The following is a 24,384-nucleotide window of genomic DNA, read 5'->3' as shown; positions in this document are numbered from 1 at the left end:
ATAAATGCAGCCGTTTGAGTAACGTCATGCCTACCTCAAATCTTCAACAATTCTTTGTCTAGTTAGTAATCCTAAGTCGGTAACTCGCCTATAGAGATAACTTTTTTCCAAAACGACTTGAGGAGGGTTCAATGACGGGTCGTTTAAGTAATCTTGACCGACAAATTCTAAAGCGAAGCGATGAGGAGTGGAAAACCAAGAATCTTCAGCGTTCAAAGCCGCTACTTGAGGTTCTGAAAGGAAGCGAATTGCAGTCACTAGCTCTGGAGAAATTGTCGTTCCCTGCGGAATAGCTAAACATTCTAACCAAATGGTTGTGCCCTCTTTTGGCAACACGTAAGCCCATAGTCCCTCCTGACCTTCTACCTCTTCATTGAGTACAAACTCATCGCCTGAAAACCCAAATGCAATATCGATATCATTTATTTTTTCCGGTGAATCAAGGAAATTAAGAATGTAGTCCGGTGTATATAAGGAAGGACGCTGTTCTTTCAGCAACTTATAAGCGCTTTCTAAATCTTGGCTGCTGCTGGAAAAAGGGTCTTTATTTTGGGACAGTAGCGCTGAAGCAACAGCGTCTACCGGATGGTAATACATAGCAACACGGTTCTTTAACGCAGCAGTAGGGACTAACAACTCCGACCAAGAGTTCACTGGAACATCAAAAGCCGATTTTCTATAAAGAATACCACTTGTGCCCCATGCATAAGGGACACCATAATCTCCACAGGCATCATTCCACTTACTATCAAAATATGAAGCAAGTTCAGTTTTGAGTTGAGGTGGTACTCTCGCTACAACCCCCTGTTCAGCGAGAAGGTGTAGCCTGACACTTTCTATCACCACAAGGTCAAACGCATGGCGACGCTCACTCAACATCACTTCGTCTCTGATGCCTTCGTCCGAGAAATACGTTTCTTCGATATAAACACCATGCTCTGTATTCAATTGATTTTTAACCGACTCTGCTAAAAACGCCTCCCAATTGTATAAAGAAATACTGTTATTTATTTCCGATGCAAAAGTTACAAAACACAGCCCACATAAGAATACACCTTGTAGCAGTCTAGTGGCCGTGTTTTTTATAATAAGTCCATTCATATTGTCTGACCTAAGCCTGTCCATTACTCATAGACTAGAACAACCAAATACCGAATTCGACTTAGTACTATCTTAATTTTGAGAAAGAGAGCCTTTAATGTCTCCACTTTTATTTGAAGTATCTGACGATTCTAGAGCTAAGCTACCGGTAATCATATCTATGGTAATACGATACTGATTATTAACATCGCCATAATGTTTAAATTGAAACTGATAAGAATGAACAGAATATAATAGAGGGACATCTATTACTTGTAGGAGGTCATAGCCATCTTGAACATAAATTTCTTGTATCTCGGCTAGTTGAAACGCCGCTTTTTCTTCTAACTGACGATCATATTTAGGTTGCAAAGATGGATTCTGAGGGTATGTCACCCCATCAAAGCTCATAATACGTAGTGAACCGTCACTCCACACATAAAAATCCTTCCAACCCTTTGAACGTCGCTCAGATATCAACACCGGCTCTTTCACCACGGTCATACGATTAAGTAGTTCACCTTTATCGTTAAAAAGGTAGGCTGTACAGCCTCCTGAGCCACAAAAATAAGGACTTTGCATTAACACCATGATTTCATCACGATCATCATGGTTAAGGTCTGCTACGCCGACTTTAAATTGATGACCCTTACCTGAAGTATCTAACTTTTCTGGCAATAAAATTTTTTGATTGACTAGAATATCGACATTATCAAGCCCAAACTTTTCCGGAAGGGGTTCTCGCATCATTTGAGGTTGGCAACCGACTAAAAATACGGCGGAGGCAATACTTACTGAAAATGCTAGTCTGGTTCGTAGTAGCCTGTTGGCAGGTAATTTGACTAATGACAATCGGTTCACCGTCTTCCAAAAGATTCTTTAGGTTAAGTGTATGAACAGATTGTCAATATCACAAGCTAAGAAGGGAGCTCCCAGAGCCGGTTACAGCGTAAATAAAACGCGAATAGCCAAAAGAATAAGAACCACTCCAGAAACCTGATCGATAATACGAGCTTTGGATTTCAAAAAATTCAGTAGGAAAGTCGAAGAAAGCATTATTGTAATGAACGTATACCAAAGCCCGTCAACAAGTAGCGGCGTCACTATAATAATGGCTTTATCGGACAGCTCACTTCCTACGGCGACAAACTGACTAAACAACGCGGTAAAAAAGAGTGCAATTTTAGGACTGAAAAGGGAAATAAATAACCCCTCTTTGGCAGAAGTCACCGCAGAGACTGGCTGCCCAGACTCCAATCGTTCAACAATTCCCCCTTTAGATCGCACCGCGTTATAGCCTAGCCAGGCTAAATATAACGCCCCAATCAATGAAAGAGACTTAAATATCATTGGAAATTGCTGTAACAGTACCGTTAAACCAAGTACGGTGACCAGAGCGTAAATTCCGATACCACAAGCATGCGCCCAAGCGGTAGCAAAACCGTTAATGCGGCCACCAGACAAGCTGTGTTTAGCGACAATAGCCAAGCTCGGCCCAGGCGACATGGCACCAAGCAAACAAATAGTAAAAAGTGAGAACCAAGTAGTTAATGTCATTTGTGCTCCTTAATGTCAGAGCAACTCTACACCAAGTTACCTTAAGTGAGAACACATTAACTTTCGATGAATCAATATAGTATCGCTAATCATCGATGCTTATTATCTATTATCTGATACTTGGCTATGTCAAACCATCTAAACACTAAGATACGGCAGTATAGCAATCTCTAGATGAAGGGATTAGGTCTGAAACTGCCTGGTTTTTACCCCGTTCTTTTGCTTGGTACATCAACTTATCCGCATCAGCCAATGTCATGCAGTCACTCGCCCGTCCATATACGGCACAACCAACACTAATAGTAATAGGCATAAAATCAATATCAGGGATCTCTATTTGCCGCACAAGCTGACAAATGAGGTTAGCCTGCTGCGCAGATTGCTCAAAATTTCGTTGTTGATAAGCAATGGCAAACTCTTCCCCACCTATTCGACCAAACACTTGTCCCTCAGCGACTGCGGGGTGAATGGCATTCGCCACTGCACGTATGACCACGTCCCCTTTAATATGCCCATATTCATCGTTCACCAATTTAAAGTTATCAATATCGATAATTATCACAGTGAGAGTAGACTGGTTTTTTCTGTACGCATCTAAGCACTGAAAGAATCGACGGCGATTTATCAATCCGGTTAACGCATCAGTCTCCGATAGTAATTTTAGGTCTTTATTAATCGCGGCGAGTTCGCCCGTTTTTTTCCGTACATTGTAGCGAAGTAATACCGCGTATCCCCCTAGACACAGGGAGAACAGAACTAATGCACTAGGTATTAAGTACTCCGGATAGACAGTTTTGATATGCATCCATCGACTGAATATACGCTGCTTTTCATCTGAATCAATGTTATGAAATTGTTCAGAAACCTGAGTCAGTAAGTCGGCGTTAGAAGGTGCGGAAGCGGCGTAGAGCATTCCACTGTATAAGTGCTTTACCGCGATAAAATCTTGGGTCCTTCCTTCACTGTATAGGTAATAATTGGCAACCTGTAAGTCAGCACTGAAAGCCAAAATATCGCCTCTGAGTGCGGCGTCAATCATCTCTTCGTTATTTATAAATGCTTTTAATGTCAAATTAGCGAAATGCTTTCGTAAATACGACTCTTCATAGCCACCACTAACGACCCCCACATGATGACTATGCGAACCAAGTAGAAACTCATCGATATCAAAACGCAATAACTGCTGGTGAAAATAGATCTGGTTGTCTATCTGCAACAAGTTAACACCAAACTCTAAGTACTGTTCACGCTCTTTTGAGCGTAGCAATCCAGCATGAATATCAACTTGTTTATCTCGAACTAAATCAATGGAGGGTTGCCAGTCGACCAATTTAAAAACAACATCAACGTTATTGGCTTGGCCATAACTTTTCCACAAATCGATAAGTATGCCAGCTGGCTCGTCATTATCGTCAAGATAAGAGTAGGGTTTCCAAGCTTTAGAATTGGAAATCGTCAATGTTTTGTGGGCGGCTTGAACATTTAACGTGCAACAAATCAGAGCAATCATCAAACAACGACGCAACACCGATTGAAGTGAATTCACAGTATTTCTCCAGCACTCATCACAGTAATTATAATTAGTCCCCTAGGTATAGACACTTTTTATGTGATGTGCTGCCAAAAAATCCAGCAAATACGACACGAATCGCATAATTAACTAATTAGTCATTAAGTATTGATTATCCCATCGGACCGTGCTCATAAGATGCCCAACGAAGACGGTCCAATTTAACAAAGCCCCCTATAACTCGCTGAAAATTAGATGCTCCCCTATTCGGTATTGATAACGACAAGCCTCTCGTTATGACTTGTTTAAGGCAAATCGAACGGCAGCCTGTGAATGAATCTTAGTTGTATCATACAACGGGATAGTCGTTACATTTTCATTAATTAGCATCGCTATTTCAGTACAGCCGAGAATAATCGCCTCTGCGCCCATCTCCCTAAGGTCAGCGATAACTTCTAAGTAGTCCTGACGCGAGCTAACTTGAATATCCCCCTGTACCAACTCTCGATAAATGATGTCATGGACTAACTTTCTTTGAACACCATTAGGAACGATGACTTTTATTCCATTAGCCTCAAGCCGTTCTTTATAGAAGCTTTGCTCCATAGTAAAGGCAGTGCCGAGTAGCCCTACAACACGACGATCATCTTTGTTTAGTTCGGCGGCTGTTGCATCGGCAATATGGATAAGCGGAATCGAAACACTACTCGCAACGTCGTCGGCGACCTTGTGCATGGTATTGGTACAAATTAATAAACAATCCGCCCCCGCTGACTCCACAGCATTCGCTGCTTGACTCAAAATAGTCGCGGCTTGCTGCCAATCACCACTGTGTTGTAACGCCGCAATTTCTGCAAAATCGACACTAAACATAGCAATTTTTGCAGAGTGGAACCCCCCTAGCTCAGCTTTAACACCTTCATTGATCGCCTTATAGTAATTGGTCGTTGATTCCCAACTCATACCACCGAGTAACCCTATCGTTTTCATGTATTAGCATCCCTCTTAAACCATCGTCTTAACTTAACTTATGCAATCCACCGCGACTCTTCAAGTTAGCCATGTTATTACTGCGAGTTAATGACGTCCTCAACGTAATTGATAGATTTCATCGCCATACTTTATCTATGTATTCAGAGAAGTGCGCTGACCAGTAAAAAAGTACGCGAATATATTAAAGTTCCTTAAATCCGCACCGATAATATATATTGATATACAAAACAATGTACTTAATAGCAAGTACACATTCAGTACAATAATAATAAGAAAACCACGACAGTTGTCGCTAACTCGTTGAAAATACCAAGTTAAATCTAAGGTAATGTATGAAATTTAGTCACAAAATAGTCTCTGCGTCAGCAGCCTTGCTGCTTGTCACTGTATCAACGCTCGGCATCACGCAATTGATGACGGTTCGAAGTGAATTACAAACTCATATCGACTCTAGCATCCACGAGCTCATATCCGGGGTAAAAAGCACCATTTCATATGATCTGAATGCCAAACGCGATTTAGCTAGCGCAGTGACCGAATCTATCGAGATCGCACCTAACGATCGTAACTACGTTACAAAGGTCATCACTACGCCAACGCTTAGAAACACCTTCCAAGCTGTTGGTATTGGTTATGACGATACTGGTACCTTAGTGAGTAATGATGGTTGGGTTCCTGATGCAAGCTACGATGCTCGTACGCGCCCATGGTATAGCGAGTCTAAGATGGCCCGTGACACTATCATTACTGACCCTTACGTCGACTCATCGACCAAAAACGTCATTATTTCTCTCGGTTCACCTCTCAATGACACTGATGGTCAATTTATCGGAAGTGTGGTGTTTGATGTTACATTGACCACACTGGCAGACATGGTTAACCAAACCGACCTCTTTGGTGCGGGCTATTTGTTTGTTGTGACAGACAAAGGCATGACGATTGCGCATCCAGATAGCAGCTTAAATGGCGAGCCTATCGGATCTTTCCTTCCTAATGTTGCACTTAAGGAAGGCGCTCAGCAGCTCAGCTTTGATGGAAAAGAGTATCAAGTTAACTTAGTTCTGGTACCTGAAGAAAATTGGTATGTTGGCGCAATCATTGATAAAGGCATCGCTTTTTCTGCGATTAGTGAACTGCGTAACCAATCTATCTTCTTCATAATTTCAGGCCTTATAGTAAGCGTCATTGTACTAACGCTGCTCATTCGTGTGTTAATGAAACCACTAAACGAACTCAATTCAGCCATCCAAGATGTTGCCAATGGTGACGGCGATCTAACCCACCGCCTTGATACAAATACCGATGAAGAATTTGCAGAGCTAGCGCGCGGTTTCAATACATTTACAGAAAACCTACAGCAACAAATTATTCAATCAAAAGTAATTTCCTCAAAAATCATGCAGTTAACTCAACAAACGACTGAAGGTTCTAAACAATCAGCCCACGCGATGACAACGCAACTGCAAGAGCTAGAACAGCTCGCGACGGCAATGAATGAAATGGCTAGTACATCGGCTGAAGTTGCAAATAATGCCCAAGGTGCGGCCAGTGCCGCTCAAGAAGCAGACAATGCAACTCAAGAAGGCTCCGCCGTCGTCATGGACACGACAGATGCAATCACAACACTTTCTGCAAGTATTGATGATGCCGTTCATGAAGTAGAAGGCTTAGAAACCGCCACTGACAACATTGAAACCATCTTAAAGGTCATTAACGATATTGCAGACCAAACGAATTTATTAGCTCTTAATGCGGCTATCGAAGCGGCGCGAGCTGGTGAGTCTGGTCGGGGATTTGCCGTTGTTGCTGACGAAGTTCGCACGCTGGCACAGCGCACTCAGCAATCGACGACAGAAATCCGCAGTATGATTGAGCAACTACAATCTGGTGCTCACCTTGTTTCCAATGCGATGACGCAAAGTAAAGGCAGCGCAGTTCAAGCGGTAGAACGTGCACAGCAAGCCAACGATGCACTTGAAAAAATCCGCCAGTCTATTGCACAAATATCTGATATGAACATGCAAATTGCGGCTGCCGCCGAAGAGCAAAGCCTAGTTGCAGAGGAAATCAACTCTAATACCATAAAAATTAAAGACTTAAGTGAACAAGTATCTAATTCAGCAAAAGGGGCGAACGAAGCAATGAAAGAGCAAACGTCGAATGTTCACCAACAAGAGCAGTTACTAGGAAGCTTCAAGGTTTAAGGTTTAAGGTTTAAGGTTTAAGGTTTAAGGTTTAAGGTTTAAGGTCATATACTAAAAGTGCCTTAATTAACTTATTAAAAAGGGTCAGCACTAAGTGCTGACCCTTTTTACTGACATTTGGTTTTAGAAACGAGAGAGCAAATGATATTTATACCAAAATCATACAAACCCAAAGCTACTTAAGCTCACCATAACGTTCTAGATACAAAATAGTCGCAGCCGTTCTTGACGGTACTTGTAACTTCCTCAACAAGCTTTTCATGTGGACCTTCACTGTCGATTCAGAGATAAACAAACGGTCAGCAATCTGCTTATTTCTAAACCCTTTCGCGACTTCTTGAAGAATTTGCGTTTCACGCTCGGTAAGCGAAGAAAAGACATCTTCAGCGCTACCACGTTCTTCAAGGTATTTTTCAATCACGCTACTGAATGCTTTTTCACCATCAGACAAACCGTTCAATCTATCAATAATCTCATCCGGTTCAGTATCTTTAAGCAAATAACCGTCTGCGCCTGCCTTAACGAGTGATTCAATGTCTGCGGGACTGTCTGAAACCGTTAAAATGACGATATATCCTTGAAAGTCATCTTCGCGTAAGGCTTTTAGTGTATCTAAGCCCGACATACCTTTCATATTCAAATCGAGCAAGATCAGGTCTGGATCATGCTCTTTGGCCATAGCAACAGCGTCTGCGCCATTGCTTGCTTCTGCAATAACATCAAACTCATCTTCAAAACTCAATAGCTGCCCGATACCACGTCTCATTAACGGGTGGTCATCGACTAATAGGACCTTACATTCACTCACTCTGTGGCTCCTTACTTCTTTGAAACATTAGCACCACTTCACATCCGACATTTAGCTCTGCATTCACCTTCAACTGCGCATTTAAACGCGCAGCGCGCTCTTGCATAATACTCATACCATAGTGATTTAGCTTTTCAGTATTTTGGTCGAACCCTACACCATCGTCTGTAATTTTAACAGTAACAAACCCATTATCCTCTTCGATACACGAAACCGTAATGGTAGTAGCGTAGGCATGTTTAATTGCATTAAGTACTGCTTCACGAATTAATTGCAGTAGATGCACTTGTTCGTTTGCTCCTAGTTCTAGCGACGATAATTGATTGTCGAGATTGATCTCCGCCTCAGTCCGCTCATCTAGTTGATGCAACATTTCAGAAATCGCCTCGCCAAACGTCCCTTCTTTAATTGACAATCGAAAGGTTGTGAGCAGCTCTCTAAGCTGCGTGTAGGCGCTATCTAAACCGGCTCGAATATCATTCAATACCACTAGGGAACGGCTTCGTTGAAGATCTGTCATTTCTTTCGACAATGAACGATTTAACAACGTTACCTGTATTTTCAAGTAAGACAGTGATTGTGCCAACGAATCATGTAATTCACGGGCAATAGTGGCACGCTCTTCCATTAAAATAATATGCTCACTTTGTCTCTGCGCTTTATTGTAGTAGACCGCTCGCGCGAGAATCAGCACAAAGTTATCAATCAAATTTTCATCTGGACACGGTAAACCCGGCTGATAACGAAGCGTCCCCAGTGTCTGTCCGTCGAGGTACAGCACTTTCGTGTGAATGGGTTGCCCGTTAAACGTGCCCTCCGTTGCAATCCATGGGCGACCTTCAACTTCATCGACTTTTAGTTCAACAGCGATTACCCCTTCAACACTGTAAATGTAAGTGAGTATGGCACGAAAATTTTCATGTGAAATTCTCGTCGCGGCTAATTCTTGTGAAGACTTATACAGAACTTGAAGTGACTGATGAGCATGTTGCAACTTATGCGTTTTTTCATTCACCGCAAACTCTAAACCTCGATACAGCTTCCCAAGGTCTTCAGCCATATTCTGAAACGCCCGTGACAAGATACCCAACTCATTATCGGAACGAATATCAACCGACACATCAAACGACCGATTTTGGATTTGTTCACTGGCCAAAATAAGCTGACCAAGTGGCCGTACAACCTGTTTTCTCACGAACAATACGACATAAACAGCGACAATCAAGATACCACCTAAACCAAAACCACCCGCCCAAGCCAAACGAATAAGTTTATTTTCAGAGTGCTCCTGTAAATTAAGGACAAAATGGTCGATTCGATCGACAAAATCAGCGACTAAAAGTAAGTACTCTGACCGATTGTCTCCATCGAGCACTTTTCTTAAGTCATGCCAACGATAAATCAGCTGATAGTATTCATGAGTAATATTTTCAGGCACATCCCATGCTTGTAGCGCAAGCATGGATGGCGAGTACAAAGACGCTTCAAATTGTTTAACATGGAGATAGTAAAGCGAGGAGTCCGATTGAATATCATGGGCAAGTCGATAACTTTGCATTCTCATCGAACCTGATACGTTCACGGCTTCTGCATCATTTAAACTTGACGCCAACGTGAGAATAGCAAAGTTCACTGTCACCACCGATAACAGCAAAATACAAATCATGGCTTTTGCTATTGTTCCAGTCAATGATTTGTTCGGTTTCTTCATATTTTGTTCATCTCATCTATAACTTTCTAAATGCGTCATATTTATCAGAATTTTAAGATCACACTATGTCTACCAAAGGCGCGTAATTTATTGATCCAAAACAATGATAGCCTATAATTACCTCCTAAGGGGTATTTATACAAATGTATCAAAACTTACAATTTATATGTTTATTAATTAAAGATTGTTAACAGATCATATCACTCCTAACTAGAGTATAAAAAGGTATGGAAAACAGTCTTTAGCGGTGGTGTGAATGGTTGATATTTCGAAGCGTCGTTTTTTTACTCGAAAAAAAATAGATAGCAAACAAATACGGTTACCTTGGGTTAAAGAGCTCCTTACTTTTACGGATTTATGCACTCGATGCGGACATTGCGTCGATGCATGCGAAACCAAAATCATCCAACATGGTGACGGCGGTTACCCTAGTATCAACTTCACAATTGACGAATGCACATTCTGTTATAAGTGTGCAGAAATTTGTCCAGAGCCTATATTTAATACCAAAGACAGCCAACCTTGGGACGCTAAAGCGAGCATCAATGACTCATGCTTAGCACATAAAAATGTCGAATGCCGAAGCTGCGGGGATGCCTGTGAAACAATGGCAATCCAGTTCAAGCTAAGATTAGGTGGCGTGGCTTTACCAAAAATCGAGTTGGGTGAATGTAATGGTTGTGGCGCATGCGTGTCTATCTGCCCTTCTTCATCAATCTCTGTGAGCAATTTATAAAAACAATGAGAAGAACTGTTTATGTCACTAAATGAAGTGCACATTTCAAGTTTAGTAGTTCACTGTCGGGCGGAATGCCTAACAGAAATCAAAGCGCAAATCGAAGCATTCGATAACGCTGAGATTTATGGTGAAAGTGAAGACGGCAAAATTATTGTCGTTTTAGAAACCGAAAACCAAGGTTACGTCACTGACACGATTGATGCTATCAACAACTTACCGAATGTCCTTAATACCGCTTTAGTCTATCACCAAATAGAGACTGGGTTGGAAGAGGATTCAAACGATAACACTGGAAGTAACCATTCCCAACTTGAGGGTGAAGTATGAAAATGACAAGACGAGCGTTCGTGAAAGCGAACGCAGCGGCATCAGCTGCCGCAGTGGCCGGTATAACGCTACCAGCTTCTGCGACGAATCTGATTGCTAGTTCAGATCAAACAAAAATCACATGGGATAAGGCGCCTTGTCGCTTTTGTGGTACTGGCTGTTCAGTATTAGTCGGAACACAAAATGGTAAAGTCGTCGCGACTCAAGGTGACCCTGAAGCACCAGTGAACAAAGGTCTAAACTGCATCAAAGGCTACTTCCTCTCAAAAATCATGTACGGTAACGACCGTTTACAGCAGCCTTTGCTGCGTATGACTGATGGCAAATACGACAAAGAAGGTGAGTTCACCCCTATTTCTTGGGACCAAGCATTCGATATTATGGCTGAGAAATGGAAAGCCTCATTGAAAGCGAAAGGCCCTACCAGTATCGGCATGTTTGGCTCTGGCCAATGGACGGTAATGGAAGGTTACGCCGCGGCGAAGATGATGAAGGCGGGTTTCCGTTCAAACAACATTGACCCGAACGCGCGTCACTGTATGGCGTCAGCGGTTGTAGGTTTCATGCGCGCATTTGGTATCGATGAACCAATGGGCTGTTACGACGACTTCGAAAATGCGGATGCGTTCGTACTTTGGGGCTCTAACATGGCAGAAATGCACCCAGTACTTTGGACTCGCATTACAGACCGTCGATTAAGCCACCCACACGTAAAAGTGAACGTCCTTTCTACTTATTATCATCGTTCATTTGAGCTTGCTGATGAAGGTTATATCTTTGAACCACAATCTGACCTAGCGATCGCAAACTTCATTGCAAACTACATCATTCAAAATGACGCAGTGAACTGGGACTTCGTTAACAAGCACACAAACTTCAAACAAGCTGACACAGATATCGGTTACGGCCTTCGAGATGATAATCCACTTCAAAAAGAAGCGGCGAATCCAAACTCAGGTAAGATGAGCTCTATTAACTTTGAACAGTACAAAGCCTCTGTTGCCCCTTATACTGTTGAAAAAGCGTCTGAAATTTCAGGTGTCTCAGAAGAAAAACTGATTCAGCTTGCGAAGCAATACGCAGATCCAAACATTAAAGTGATGTCACTATGGACAATGGGCATGAACCAACACACCCGTGGTGTTTGGATGAATGGTCTGGTTTATAACATCCACTTATTAACAGGTAAAATTGCGACTCCTGGTAACAGCCCATTCTCTCTAACGGGTCAACCGTCTGCGTGTGGTACTGCACGTGAAGTAGGTACGTTTGCTCACCGTCTACCAGCAGATATGGTCGTTGCTAACCCTAAACACCGTGCCATTGCCGAAAAAGAATGGAAATTACCAGAAGGTACAATTCCACCAAAACCAGGTTTCCACGCTGTACTACAAGACCGTATGCTTAACGACGGTGTACTAAACTGCTATTGGGTACAATGTAACAACAACATGCAAGCGGGCCCTAACATCAACGAAGAGCGTTTACCTGGTTATCGTAATCCAGAAAACTTCATCGTCGTTTCTGACCCATACCCAACCGCAACGGCACAAGCCGGTGACCTTATCCTTCCAACTGCAATGTGGATTGAAAAAGAAGGGGCATACGGCAATGCAGAACGTCGTACTCAAGCTTGGTATCAACAAGTTGGAACTGTCGGCGAAGCGAAATCTGACCTATGGCAAGTTATGGAGTTCTCTAAGCGCTTCATGATGGAAGATGTTTGGCCTGAAGAACTACTTGCAAAAGCACCAGAGTACCGTGGTAAAACCATGTACGACATGTTGTTTGCAAATGGTCAGGTAGATAAATTCCCTATCGAAGAATCTCGCGAACTGAACGATGATGCTCACCACTTTGGTTACTATGTTCAAAAAGGCTTATTTGAAGAATACGCTGCGTTTGGTCGTGGTCATGGTCACGATTTAGCCCCATATGATACCTATCACCAAGTTCGCGGCTTACGCTGGCCTGTTGTTGACGGTAAAGAAACGTTATGGCGTTACAAAGAAGGTTCTGACCCATACGCTAAGAAAGGCTCTGGCTGGGACTTCTACGGTAAGCCAGATGGAAAAGCTTGGATTATCTCTGCGCCATATGAAGCGCCACCAGAAGTACCAAACGAAGAGTTTGACCTTTGGTTATGTACTGGCCGTGTTCTTGAGCACTGGCATACAGGTACAATGACACGCCGTGTTCCTGAGCTGTATAAAGCTGTCCCGGATGCTGTATGTTACATCCACCCAGAAGATGCCAAGTCACGTGGTCTACGTCGTGGTGATGAAGTTGTGATGTCTAACAAACGTGGAGAAGTACGAGTTCGTGTCGAAACACGTGGTCGTAACCGCCCGCCTCAAGGATTGGTATTTGTACCATTCTTCGATGCACGAATCTTGATTAACAAATTGATCTTAGATGCTACCGACCCTCTGTCCAAACAGACAGACTTCAAGAAGTGTCCAGTGAAAATTACTAAAGTTGCGTAATTGGAATCAAGAACATGTTGTGAAGCTGTCCAACTTTGCTTGGACAGCCTTCGAAGAATTAGCCATTTGGCGGAGAATATAAAATGAAAAAACTGTTAGTCGCTGTTCTTTCTGTTGGTGCATTGCTTACTGGCCTAGCACAAGCAGAGCTGAATAATCCTGGTGGCATCGGTGGTGTTGAATCACTACGCGGTGTGTCTGAATTGGAAGACACTCGTCCTGCAGACAATTTCAAAAAGTACCCACGAGATCAAGTGATCGAAAGTGATTATGTATACCAACCACCATTGGTACCACATCAAATCCGTGGATATGAAGTGTCACTTAACGCAAATAAATGTTTAGCCTGTCATAGCTGGAAAAATGCGAAAGAAATGGGGGCAACTAAAATCAGTGTGACTCACTACATGAACCGTGAAGACGCTGTGCTTGCCGATGTTTCTCCTCGTCGTTATTTCTGTTTACAGTGCCACGTTCCTCAGGCAGATGCTAAGCCACTAATTGGTAACGATTTTGAACGCGTTGATTCACTGCGTGATAAATAGCCATAGACGTTAAGAGAGGCTATATATGAAACTTTTAAAAGCATTTTGGATGCGTTTAAAGTCCCCAAGTAAAGCCGCGGCAGGCATCATACTCTTTATGGGTTTTGCCGGCGGTCTATTATTCTGGGGGGCTTTCAACACAGGAATGGAAGCAACCAATACCGAAGAGTTCTGCTCTGGTTGTCACGCGCCTATCGTCGCTGAGATCCAAGAAACCATTCACTACTCTAACCGCTCTGGTGTCCGTGCAATCTGTTCAGACTGTCACGTTCCTCATGAATGGACAGACAAGATTGTACGTAAAGTTCAAGCATCAAAAGAGCTATTTGCTCATTTTGTTACTAAGACGATTGATACACCAGAAAAATTCCAAGCACGTCGAGCACACCTCGCTGAGCGGGAATGGGCTCGCTTTAAAAACAACGATTCTCTGGAGTGTCGTAACTGTCACGAGTTTGAATTTATGGATTTCTCAGAACAAGGCCCTCGTAGTGTTAAGCAGCACTCTACCGCTTTAGCATCTGGTGAAAAAACCTGTGTAGATTGTCACAAAGGCATCGCGCACAAACTACCAGACATGCATGGCGTTGAAGGTTGGCAATAAGGAGCACTAAATGAGTACATTAGAGTCGTTTATTTGGCACGCACTTGGCTATGCCGCCATGCCAGTTATTATACTTTCAGGCTTTGCTGTGGTTGCCGCGATATCACTTTGGTGCTTATCATTAGGCAAAGATAAAGAGTTATAATGCTGTCGTGTTATTAACTAAAAAAGCAGACGCCTAGCGTCTGCTTTTTTGTTTAGTTTGATACGAGGGAAGCGATATGTAGAATCTTAGTCGAGTCCTGTCCACTTCTTTACTTAAGAACAAGCGATAGTATCACCTGTATAGCTCTAACTTTTTATAATGGCAACAATATAAACTCTGGCCATACGAACAAACAGCTTCGTTGTACTAAAAAACAACACCCGTTGTCGTATTGAGATAGACTTTATTCATTACCTCAATTCCACCACAATAAGTAAAATAAACATTGTCAGGATGATTAACCGATTTAATCCACCCTCCCACCTGCTCAAAATCAAATAGACGACACTGTTTACTCTCTACCAATGCCGTGGATGCTTCAATAAATCGATCTTTATACTGATTGTAGTCATCACTATTAGATAAATAACCAGACAGAACTTCATGCCACCTCTCCCCCATTAAGGCTACTGGCTGTGTTGACAACCCCGCAATGCTTACCCATTGAGACACTTCTTCTTCACCTTCATCCAGTTGATAAATAGGGGCAATACGAATCCATTTCTCGGTATGGTCCATGACTTGTAGTTTTTCACCATAGTATGCCGTCCCATCCACTAGCGCATCTTTACTAGGCTGAACTCTAATAGGGGTGGAAGCTTCCGAAACGAAGTAATATTTAGGTAACTCAACCGTAAGTTCTTGGGTAGGCTCCTCTACCGCTGGAGTGTTCACTGCCATGGTAGGGGTTATCGACTTCTTTACCACAGCACTCTCCGCCGCTTCCTCATCGTCAGCTGCAAAGCCAAACCAATAAACAGAACCTGCAACACCGATAACAATGATGCCACCCAAAACGGCCCATAACTTTTTATTCACATTAGTCTCGCAAAAATACTATTAACGCATTGCTATATTACCGCTGAAATTAGGCGAAAGTTAATACGCAGATTAGAACTAAGGTCACAATCTCAACATGCCATTTTATAAGTTACTGCAATATTACCTTGAAAACCAATCGGAACAAATGATACAAACACACATAACTCTCATTGAGGCCCTGAGAGTCATGTTTTGCCCATGACATACTATCGTTTGATGCGTAACGCATTAAATTGCTTAACAATTGTATTTCTTTAGTTAGCCTTCAGTAAGGTTGCTTAAACCGCTACTTGTCCATTACTATGTGCTACACAACAATACTTATTTTCTCGCTACTGCGACAAAATCAACTAGTCTAACTTAGAGTTACATCTACAAGGAATATCGGTGCCGAATATCAATAACTGCACATCATTGTCACGCAAAGACGCGATAATTAAGTGGAGTAACCACTGTGAAGCGGCTCATTGGCCACCGTTGAACGATGTAATTGACAAGCTTATAAATATCCAATGTCACCCATTCACCGCGTTATTAGGCAAAGTGAATTAATGAGACTCAAATTTAGGCTTCAGGGCCAATATACATTCGTCACTTTTATGCTTGCTGTTACTTTGATACTGGTGAGTGGCTCTATCCATTTTTGGTTATCTGCGAAGCAATCAGAGCACCTTCGTAGTGAGCTGACCGCTCGTTATGAACTGGCGACTAAAAATCATTTAGCTCAAAATGCACAACAAGTTGCCGTCTACCTGTCCCGTGTTCTGGCTACCCCACTGCAGCAATCCAATATGGCGCTCGTAGAGCAACTGATCGCACCATTACAATCATTGCCTGATAATCAGACAATCTTACTTCTAAATAAAGAAGCTCAGTCTTTAACATCTGATAAAACGACACAAGTGACGCGGGATATGCCGGCACAAAACAAGGCGTCCGCTTTAGAAATGAAGCGGCTCAAACTGCATATTGAAAACGTTTTTTCTCAACACAAAGCAATCACAGAGTTCGACCAAGATACCTTTACTCGCCTTCAACCTATCATCGTCGACGGAAAAGTTATTGCTGCGCTTTACATCAACATGACAACAAATAGCATTCAAAGTCATGTTAATGCTGCAGATGCGGTCGTCACCACGATCAGTGACCAAGTAAATCAAGAACTCACTGTTATCCTATTAGCAGTGTCTGCCGTTATGCTAATTTTTTCTGCGGTTGCTGCCTCTATTATCTCCAAGCGCTGGAGTGACCCTATTACCAGCTTAACTCAACACACCAATGCCATTGGAAGAGGAGACTTTGGCTCGACAGAAAATATCGCTACTATTGAGCGCAACGACGAAATTGGAGAGCTGAGCACTGCAATTCGCGCGATGGCGGCAAAGCTAGAACAAAGAACACAGAAAATCACTCACCTTGCCTATCATGACGCGTTGACCGACTTACCCAACCGCACGAGGTTTATCCAGCATCTGCAAAATACCATTAAGTCTTACCCCGCAACTTCGTTTTCGGTACTTTTTTTAGATCTCGATGAATTTAAAGTCGTTAACGATAATTACGGACACGATAGTGGTGACTTCCTACTAATCCGGCTAGCAGAAAAACTCACCCTTTGCGCGAAAGAGCTGACCAATAACCATCCTCTGACTATGATTTCACGTATTGGGGGCGATGAGTTTTTAATGCTCATTCCACACCTAAAATCGATACAAGATGTAGATTCGGTCGTGAGAAAGATTTTTGTCGCGGTACGCTCTCCCATTCTCATGGAAAACGAAGAATTAGTCGTTGGCGGCAGTATTGGGGTGGCACGCTACCCTTATAATGGAAAATCAGCAGATGAACTGATAAAGCACGCCGACATTGCGATGTATCGTGCCAAGTCTGATGGTAAAAACACCCACAAACTGTTTACGCCAAAAATGTTCAAATCTGTTGTGCATAGAGCGAATATGGAGCGAGAACTGCGTCGTTCACTCGCGGACCTAAAACAATTCGAACTGTGGTTCCAGCCGCTTGTTTGCCTAAAAACTGGAAAAACCGTTGGTGCGGAGTCTCTTGTTCGCTGGAATCACCCAACAATCGGGCTCATTTCGCCATTAGACTTCATCTCCATTGCAGAAGAAACGGCAATGATTCTTCCGCTAGGCCAGTGGTTAATTGAAAACTTGTGTTTTCAAATCCAACAATGGATGCCCTATTTCGATAGCAACTTTCACGCATCGATTAATATTTCATCAAAGCAGCTATATAGACAGAACCTGGTCGAGATGTTCGCCTTCTATATGGAGAAGTATCAGGTTCCACCGCGTACCATTCGTATGGAAATAACAGAAAGTCTCTTATTGCAAGATGAAGACGAAGCAGAAAAGTCCCTCAAAGCCATTCGAGAAAGTGGTATAGAAGTGTGGCTAGATGACTTCGGTACGGGCTACTCTTCGTTAAGCTACTTACGTCGTTTTACCGTTGATGGTATTAAAATCGACCAATCTTTCATCAAAGAGATTACCACCGACGTTAAAGACCAGCAGTTAGTTCAAGCGATGATCGCCATGGCAAAGAACTTAGATTTATTAGTCGTAGCTGAGGGTATAGAAACACGTGAGCAAGCAAGAAAACTTGCCCAATTTGGCTGTCAAATCGGGCAAGGATATTACTATGACCGTCCAATCCCAGTCGATCAGTTCGTCAATCGATTAATCGACGAAAACGAATCCAACGTCATTAAGCTTTAACCTGTTTCGAGAACGCTTTCTAGCAAATTCGCCATGCTCGCGAATTTGCTACTAAACAGATGCCAGTTATAACGCTCTCACCACTCTTTCAACTTAAACGACAATGAAATACACCATGCTTTTGGCTCTATTTAGCCTATTCCTTTCCGCTAAATCTAATGCCGTCGAAATATTAAGCTCCATCAGACCATTCCAAATGATTGCACTTGAACTCACTCTGGATCAAGACAACGTCTCATCGCTACTTATTACCAATGCCTCCCCCCATGACTATGCACTCAAACCGTCTGATATTAAACGTATCCAAAGTGCCGATTTGGTTATCTGGTTTGGCCAAGATCTGGAAACCTTTTTAGCAAAGCCCATTTCACAAACAAAATCACACCTCGCACTGTCAGAAATCGCGGGGATCGCTTTGAATAAACAACAAGGTAAATGCGGCTGTGGACATCATCATGGCAGCTACGACCCACATGTTTGGCTAGGTCCTGATCAAGCAAGCGCTATTGCGACTGCCATTAGTAAGCACCTTATCAGTCTCAACCCTCAATTCACGGTTCAATACCAAGAAAAGTTAACCATCTTCCTGGACAACTTGCACCGCGCAACACAACAGATAGAGCATAAGTTAAACCACACACGGAACATCGGTTACTACGTGTTCCATGATGCCTATGCGTATTTTGAGACCTACTTTGACTTAAATAACCTAGGGCACTTCACTATCCACCCAGAACGAAAAACCGGTGCTAAAAAACTTATTGAGATCAGAACTGCATTGAATACTCACAACGTCAAATGTGTCTTCTCTGAGCCACAGTTCACACCAAGCATCATCCATAAAGTGGTACAAGGCACTAACGTCAAGATAGGTCAACTCGACCCTCTAGGCACTCACATCGATATTGGGCCTGGTAGTTACTTCCAATTTTTACACTCCATTGCCGATAGTCTAAATGACTGCTTGCTCAGTCACTAGCTTACTGCGCTATGCATCACAATCGGTAGCCCTACATTATCTGCGCTCAGAGCTCTGAGCGCATGATCTGGTTTAACTACCGCTAACAGCATTAACGATTGAGCCGCATATCGACTTCAACAGCGAGAGCAACCGATGCCCCCACCATTGGGTTGTTCCCCATACCAATGAAACCCATCATTGCAACATGTGCAGGTACTGATGAACTCCCTGCAAATTGTGCGTCTGCGTGCATTCGTCCCATGGTATCAGTCATACCGTAACTTGCAGGCCCAGCTGCGACATTGTCAGGGTGTAGTGTACGCCCCGTACCGCCGCCGGACGCAACTGAAAAATACGGTTGTCCTTGATTCAACCTTTCCGATTTATATATTCCCGCAACCGGGTGTTGAAATCGCGTTGGGTTGGTTGAGTTGCCGGTAATACTGACGTCTACACCTGCAGCATGCATGATAGCAACACCTTCACGCACATCGTCAGCCCCATAACACAAGATCTCTCCTCGCTCACCTTTTGAAAATCGCTTACGGCTCACTTCTGTTAGCTCACCGGAGGTGTAATTGAATTGAGTTCGTACGTAAGTAAATCCATTAATTCGGGCAATCAAGTACGCTGCATCTTTGCCTAGTCCATTAAGAATCACTCGTAATGGCGTTTGGCGAGACTTGTTTGCATTCAGTGCTATTTTGATGGCACCTTCCGCCGCCGCAAAGGACTCATGTCCAGCAAGAAAAGCAAAACATTGAGTGTCGTCACTCAGTAAACGAGCGGCTAATGCACCATGGCCTAATCCGACCAACCTTTGCTCCGCCACACTGCCTGCTTTACAAAAAGCTTGTAAGCCTTCGCCAATTATCTTCGCCGCGCTAGCGGCATTATCTGCCTGCCTATGAATGGCTAGCGCGGTGCCAAGCGCATAAGCATCACTGGCATCGTCAAAGGCTATTGGCTGTGTGTCTAATACCAATCTTTTGGGGTCAATCTGTTTTTCAAGGCAATACTGGTAAGCCTCTTCAATCGAGGTCAGATTCATTTCACTTAGTAACATTTGTTTGGTCGCGGTCATCATCGTGTCCTCAATTTAGTTTTGACGTGGGTTAACTATTGTCGTTGCTTCATCAAAGCGGCCATACGTCCCCTTGGCAGCGTTCATCGCTTGATCAGCACAGGAGCCGTTATTAACCTCGGCCATCATCTTTCCTAAATTAAGATATTCATAACCGATGATTTCACCATTTTCGTCTAGTGCAAGGGCCGTCACATAGCCTTCCGCCACTTCCATATATCGTGGGCCTTTGAGCAATGTTGAGTAGCTGGTACCGACTTGGCTGCGTTGCGTTTTACCTAAATCTTCTAACGCCGCGCCAATTTCTAGTCCATCCAAGGAAAACGCTGATTGCGTACGCCCATAAGCAAACTGTAAAAATATTTCCCTCATTGCGACGTTAATAGCGTCACAAACAAGGTCGGTATTCATCGCTTCAAGGAGAGTTTTACCGGTAAGAATTTCTGACGCCATTGCTGCGGAGTGTGTCATGCCAGAACAGCCTATTGTTTCAATAAGCACTTCTTGAATGATGCCTTTTTTCACGTTAAGGGTAAGCTTTGCCGCGCCTTGCTGTGGAGCACAGGACCCTACACCATGGCTAAGCCCAGAGATCGCGATAACATCTTTCGGATTTACCCAACGGCCTTCAACAGGAATCGGTGCTGACGCGTGAAGATCGCCCCTTTGGATCGGGCACATTGATTGGATTTCTTGAGCATATTGCATAGTGTTTTCCTTAATCAAGGAAAACAGGCGGTTAGGGAAAATGAAACGCCACTACAGTTCACAACCTAAAGCTAGATTGTCTAAACAGAACCACCTGTTTTCAAAAACTGTAGGAGTCATCAGCCGAACGGCGGTTAAGTAGGTGGAACCCCATCACCTGTGACAAATAGTAGATCGAAATCACACTTCTATGCAATACGCCTCTCAATAACCATTTCTCATATCAATAATCGCCTTAATACTCATTAAAGAATAAGTATCATGGTATCTTTCGTTACAAATTGCAGACATTAATAACATCAATGGTAAGATATAGTGATGTCAAGATATCGTCAGGAAGCGTTTTTTATTGCCATATTTCAGTAAGTAAGCGTTGCCGGGTTACCTATTGCTATTTAGAATCACCCCCCCTTTTAATTAAATTTGTTAACTGTTTAAAGTAGTCGCATTCTCACAAGACTACTTTGAAGGAGAAGAAAAGTGTCAATAACACCTTCGAGTCAGCAGACCAATGCCACCCATTGGAAAGTATGTTTGTTGCTTGCCATTGTCGCGGTCGTATTCAGTGGGCTATTTGACCACGACGTATGGACGCCCGATGAGCCGCGCGTGGCAGCGATCATTCACAGCATGTACTTAACCGGAGATTACATTATTCCACAGTTTGCTGGCATCGCTTTTGTTGAAAAACCCCCTGTGTTCTTCGTCATGTCAACGCTGCTTATGCAACTTACTGGGCTTGATGCCATCATGGCAGGTCGACTTGCACTCGCGCTTCTCTGTTTAGGCTCACTCGCGGCAACATATCGTATTGCATTTCTTTTCAAAGGTGAAAATTTTGCTTGGACGGCGCTTGCAGTCTTGGGTACGTTAGAAGGGTTTATTCTCAACTTTCACTGGCTACGCGTTGACGCTGCGCTTATGTTTACCACTATTGCTGCGGTATGGGCATTTTCTGAAGCTTACCTACGTCAAAAGCTTGGCTATTTAATTGTGGCCGGTGCGTTCACTGGCTTAGCGTTCTTAAGTAAAGGACCTGTCGCCATCGTATTGTGTATTGGCTTAGCTTGGGTTCCATTAGTCTTTAGAGCACTCTCGTTACGTAAACAGTTTCCTGATGAAGCGGCCTCCATGGGCCGATTCGTTGTTATGCATATTGTCGGTATTTCCGTCATGTGTCTTGTTGCCGCTAGTTGGATCTATCCGTTTTATAAAACAGCGTCACCGGAACTGTGGAAAGCCTGGTTTTGGGATAATCAAGTCGGTCGTTTAACCGGAAAAGCAACAGATACACTTGGCCATAATCACTCAGGGAAACCTTTCTATTATGTTAAAGGAGTAATGGAATACGGCGCACCATGGACACCGCTGCTTATTTTATGGCTTGGGCATTTCTTCTATAAGCTTCGTCAACCTAAACAGCTTAACTGGATTGATGGATTTTTAATCTTCTGGTTCACCTTAGCGATCTTCGTATTGTCTTACTCGGTGACAAAACGCTCTATGTATTTGGCACCTTTAATGCCTCTGTTCGCCCTTATGATTGCGGACGCACTGCAAACATTTGCTGGAAAATGGTTAGATTGGTATCGTCGTGGGTGGTTGGCACTGATGTCATTCGTGCTAATTGCATTTGCTGTTGTTCCACTATGGGCGGGCTTGCTTCCAGCACATAAAATTCCACCTGCGCTGATGGCGTGGCTAACCTCTTGGCACTGGGTAGCGTTAATCCCGCTGGCTGCAATCGCGCTAATGATTGTCGTTGAACGCAAACCATGGCCTCAATGGAGTAAATTTGCCATCATCACTGCGCTGTTCTTTTCAAGCGCCTTTACTTATCTATTCCCAGCTATAGATATCGCTAAAGATATGAAGCCAGACTTACAAACATTTGTGAATCAAATACCTGAAGAGAAAAGAGAGCGTACTGCTAGTCTGCGTTTCTCGGAAACAATGACATCTATCTTCTTCCTCTATCATGATTGGGCTGTACCTGAAGTAAGTCTAGCCCGAGCTCAAGATATCCTTGATGGCGTCGATCCAGATTATGATTACGTTCTTCTAGACCGTAGTAATTCAGTGACTGAAATTCGCGAATTTACCGGGCTACGAGGTGATACTCAATTCACGGTTCTTGCGAAGGGTACCCCAAGAAGTGATAAAGTCAAAGACGCTGTTTTTTGGCTATCTCCTGACTAATTCGTCACTTAATTGCGAGACACCTTAAACTTCAAATAAACGAGCGGTGACGCTCGTTTATTTTTCATACAAGGCCCACCCTTACTTAATATGAAACATATATTTGCGCTAAGGATCACACTATTAGGGGTTGAATAACTTATTATGCAACTTCGCAATTTGTAACGTTAAATTCCATTCGACACAGAAAAACATAAGTGATTGTTTTAAAGGGTAAAAATAACAACCGCTTACTCAACAATCCAAGTGAGTAATGCTCTCAGCCTATCTATATCATCTTTCCATTTGATTCGAAATTCGCAAACGACTACCATGCTCGGCGGTAAATTGGCTTACCCATAAAAACTATAACGATAAAATTCGTTGGTGTTTGAGTAGCATGCTATTTAATAAAGCAACGCTCATGTTTCCGACATTAATACAGACAACATCAAAGGCGGACTACTTACATGTTTGAAGAGAAAACGTTCCAATTGATGCAAAGTACGCTCATTGGAAAAGTTAAAAATATCGATATGATCCCTTGCTGTAGCAAAGAATCACTTATTGAAGCGCTAAATAGTGCCTCCTCTATCAATGATCTCATCGGCATTAACAAAGCGATTCTCAGGTTAATCAGCAAAGCTTAAATATCGATTCATTAAGCCGTGTCACGTCGAACTTACTGTCGCATAGTTCTAAGTACTACGGGGTTCTATGTATTACGTGGTTGTAAGAGTTACGCAGATTTTTCCACGAAAGAGATAAGTAAAGAAAAGGCGTTAACGATGATCATCGTTAACGCCTTCTTATATTCCGGTACTTCTATTTAATGGGTAACGGATCTTTCGACCTAAGCATGGTAATTATGAATCTTGGCTCCGACGCTGACTTTTAAATTTTCGCCCTAGATAGACGACACCAATCAACAACGCAATGTAGTAAAACCCTTCACTGACGTATTGCGCTAGTTCATCCTTACTTGGCAAGGTAACGTCATGCAAACTAAGCCCACTCAGTAATGACATCACCTGCTCAGACTTACCTGAATCAAATACCATCCAGACTGTAATAGCAATACACGCTAATAAAAACATCCCACTTCTCATGTACTTGAACCTATA

General features: G+C 43.0%; 22 protein-coding genes and 1 riboswitch. Of the genes, 11 read left to right on the top strand and 11 right to left on the bottom strand.

The genetic code is table 11. From position 1 onward, the window contains the following. Positions 1 to 30 precede the first annotated feature (30 nt). The 5 genes from L4D05_RS13915 to L4D05_RS13895 all read right to left on the bottom strand — a co-directional run bounded on the left by L4D05_RS13915 (position 31) and on the right by L4D05_RS13895 (position 5,137). Positions 31 to 1,101 (bottom strand): polyamine ABC transporter substrate-binding protein, encoded by a 1,071-nt coding sequence (locus L4D05_RS13915; protein WP_428794378.1) that lies wholly within the window; start codon positions 1,099 to 1,101, stop codon positions 31 to 33. Positions 1,102 to 1,173: 72 nt separating this feature from the next. Beyond that, a complete protein-coding gene (locus tag L4D05_RS13910) occupies positions 1,174 to 1,932 on the bottom strand; it encodes a hypothetical protein (RefSeq protein ID WP_428794377.1) in 759 nt (252 codons plus the stop codon). A gap of 90 nt (positions 1,933 to 2,022) precedes the next feature. Continuing rightward, positions 2,023 to 2,637 (bottom strand): LysE family translocator, encoded by a 615-nt coding sequence (locus L4D05_RS13905; protein WP_428752203.1) that lies wholly within the window; start codon positions 2,635 to 2,637, stop codon positions 2,023 to 2,025. 145 nt (positions 2,638 to 2,782) lie between these two features. Continuing rightward, positions 2,783 to 4,183 (bottom strand): sensor domain-containing diguanylate cyclase, encoded by a 1,401-nt coding sequence (locus L4D05_RS13900; protein WP_428794376.1) that lies wholly within the window; start codon positions 4,181 to 4,183, stop codon positions 2,783 to 2,785. Between the two features lie 258 nt (positions 4,184 to 4,441). Beyond that, the gene (locus L4D05_RS13895; protein WP_428794375.1) at positions 4,442 to 5,137 is read right to left on the bottom strand and encodes an aspartate/glutamate racemase family protein; all 696 of its coding nucleotides are present in this window, start codon (positions 5,135 to 5,137) and stop codon (positions 4,442 to 4,444) included. Between the two features lie 335 nt (positions 5,138 to 5,472). On the opposite strand from L4D05_RS13895, the gene L4D05_RS13890 reads away from it, so the two are divergent. Then, positions 5,473 to 7,344 carry a methyl-accepting chemotaxis protein gene (locus L4D05_RS13890; protein WP_428794374.1) on the top strand — a complete coding sequence of 624 codons (1,872 nt, stop codon included), beginning with the start codon at positions 5,473 to 5,475 and terminating at the stop codon, positions 7,342 to 7,344. A 175-nt stretch (positions 7,345 to 7,519) separates the two neighbouring features. On the opposite strand, the gene L4D05_RS13885 is transcribed toward L4D05_RS13890, so the two are convergent. Continuing rightward, positions 7,520 to 8,152 carry a response regulator gene (locus L4D05_RS13885; RefSeq protein WP_428752199.1) on the bottom strand — a complete coding sequence of 211 codons (633 nt, stop codon included), beginning with the start codon at positions 8,150 to 8,152 and terminating at the stop codon, positions 7,520 to 7,522. Continuing rightward, positions 8,145 to 9,863 carry a nitrate/nitrite two-component system sensor histidine kinase NarQ gene (narQ, locus tag L4D05_RS13880; RefSeq protein WP_428752198.1) on the bottom strand — a complete coding sequence of 573 codons (1,719 nt, stop codon included), beginning with the start codon at positions 9,861 to 9,863 and terminating at the stop codon, positions 8,145 to 8,147. Before narQ ends, L4D05_RS13885 begins: the two co-directional genes overlap by 8 nt. 256 nt (positions 9,864 to 10,119) lie before the next feature. Here narQ and napF point away from each other — a divergent pair, with 256 nt between their 5' ends. From napF to L4D05_RS13850, 6 genes are all read left to right on the top strand, one after another. Further along, positions 10,120 to 10,599, top strand: a complete 480-nt coding sequence (napF, locus tag L4D05_RS13875; RefSeq protein WP_428752197.1) for a ferredoxin-type protein NapF — start codon at positions 10,120 to 10,122, stop codon at positions 10,597 to 10,599. Between the two features lie 21 nt (positions 10,600 to 10,620). Next, positions 10,621 to 10,929 carry a chaperone NapD gene (locus L4D05_RS13870; protein WP_265677133.1) on the top strand — a complete coding sequence of 103 codons (309 nt, stop codon included), beginning with the start codon at positions 10,621 to 10,623 and terminating at the stop codon, positions 10,927 to 10,929. Then, the gene (gene napA / locus L4D05_RS13865; protein WP_428752196.1) at positions 10,926 to 13,415 is read left to right on the top strand and encodes a periplasmic nitrate reductase subunit alpha; all 2,490 of its coding nucleotides are present in this window, start codon (positions 10,926 to 10,928) and stop codon (positions 13,413 to 13,415) included. The genes L4D05_RS13870 and napA overlap by 4 nt, the downstream gene beginning before the upstream one ends. A gap of 83 nt (positions 13,416 to 13,498) precedes the next feature. Beyond that, positions 13,499 to 13,960: a nitrate reductase cytochrome c-type subunit gene (locus L4D05_RS13860; RefSeq protein ID WP_428752195.1), complete on the top strand. Its 462-nt coding sequence runs from the start codon at positions 13,499 to 13,501 to the stop codon at positions 13,958 to 13,960. Positions 13,961 to 13,985: 25 nt separating this feature from the next. After that, complete coding sequence (locus L4D05_RS13855) at positions 13,986 to 14,564, top strand: NapC/NirT family cytochrome c (RefSeq protein ID WP_428752194.1); 579 nt, start codon at positions 13,986 to 13,988, stop codon at positions 14,562 to 14,564. Between the two features lie 10 nt (positions 14,565 to 14,574). Next, complete coding sequence (locus tag L4D05_RS13850; protein WP_428794373.1) at positions 14,575 to 14,709, top strand: TIGR02808 family protein; 135 nt, start codon at positions 14,575 to 14,577, stop codon at positions 14,707 to 14,709. Between the two features lie 207 nt (positions 14,710 to 14,916). Here the strand turns inward: L4D05_RS13850 and L4D05_RS13845 are convergent, their stop codons facing one another. Continuing rightward, positions 14,917 to 15,588 carry an SH3 domain-containing protein gene (locus tag L4D05_RS13845; RefSeq protein ID WP_428794372.1) on the bottom strand — a complete coding sequence of 224 codons (672 nt, stop codon included), beginning with the start codon at positions 15,586 to 15,588 and terminating at the stop codon, positions 14,917 to 14,919. Positions 15,589 to 16,142: 554 nt separating this feature from the next. Here L4D05_RS13845 and L4D05_RS13840 point away from each other — a divergent pair. Both L4D05_RS13840 and L4D05_RS13835 read left to right on the top strand, forming a co-directional pair. Next, on the top strand, positions 16,143 to 18,329 hold the full coding sequence (locus L4D05_RS13840; RefSeq protein WP_428752191.1) for an EAL domain-containing protein: 2,187 nt from the start codon (positions 16,143 to 16,145) through the stop codon (positions 18,327 to 18,329). Between the two features lie 115 nt (positions 18,330 to 18,444). Beyond that, complete coding sequence (locus L4D05_RS13835) at positions 18,445 to 19,308, top strand: zinc ABC transporter substrate-binding protein (protein ID WP_428794371.1); 864 nt, start codon at positions 18,445 to 18,447, stop codon at positions 19,306 to 19,308. A gap of 91 nt (positions 19,309 to 19,399) precedes the next feature. Here the strand turns inward: L4D05_RS13835 and L4D05_RS13830 are convergent, their stop codons facing one another. Together L4D05_RS13830 and L4D05_RS13825 are read right to left on the bottom strand one after the other, a co-directional pair. Next, positions 19,400 to 20,374, bottom strand: a complete 975-nt coding sequence (locus tag L4D05_RS13830; protein WP_428794466.1) for a GGGtGRT protein — start codon at positions 20,372 to 20,374, stop codon at positions 19,400 to 19,402. Between the two features lie 15 nt (positions 20,375 to 20,389). After that, a complete protein-coding gene (locus L4D05_RS13825) occupies positions 20,390 to 21,082 on the bottom strand; it encodes an iron-sulfur cluster assembly scaffold protein (protein WP_428794370.1) in 693 nt (230 codons plus the stop codon). Between the two features lie 103 nt (positions 21,083 to 21,185). Continuing rightward, positions 21,186 to 21,249: riboswitch (Fluoride riboswitch) on the bottom strand. Positions 21,250 to 21,562: 313 nt separating this feature from the next. Between L4D05_RS13825 and L4D05_RS13820 the strand changes: the two genes are divergently transcribed. Together L4D05_RS13820 and L4D05_RS13815 are read left to right on the top strand one after the other, a co-directional pair. Then, positions 21,563 to 23,281: an ArnT family glycosyltransferase gene (locus tag L4D05_RS13820; protein WP_428794369.1), complete on the top strand. Its 1,719-nt coding sequence runs from the start codon at positions 21,563 to 21,565 to the stop codon at positions 23,279 to 23,281. 449 nt (positions 23,282 to 23,730) lie between these two features. Continuing rightward, entirely contained in the window at positions 23,731 to 23,910 is a 180-nt protein-coding gene (locus L4D05_RS13815) for a hypothetical protein (protein WP_265677144.1), read from the top strand. A 216-nt stretch (positions 23,911 to 24,126) separates the two neighbouring features. Here L4D05_RS13815 and L4D05_RS13810 read toward each other — a convergent pair whose 3' ends face one another. Continuing rightward, positions 24,127 to 24,369, bottom strand: coding sequence for a hypothetical protein (locus tag L4D05_RS13810; RefSeq protein WP_428752187.1), 243 nt, complete (start codon positions 24,367 to 24,369; stop codon positions 24,127 to 24,129). Positions 24,370 to 24,384 lie beyond the last annotated feature (15 nt).

The sequence above is a fragment of the Vibrio nomapromontoriensis genome (genome assembly GCF_050337205.1).
Classification (GTDB): Bacteria; Pseudomonadota; Gammaproteobacteria; order Enterobacterales; family Vibrionaceae; genus Vibrio; species Vibrio nomapromontoriensis.
Note: the sequence above shows the minus strand (reverse complement) of the source record. Positions and strands in the feature narration are given on the sequence as shown.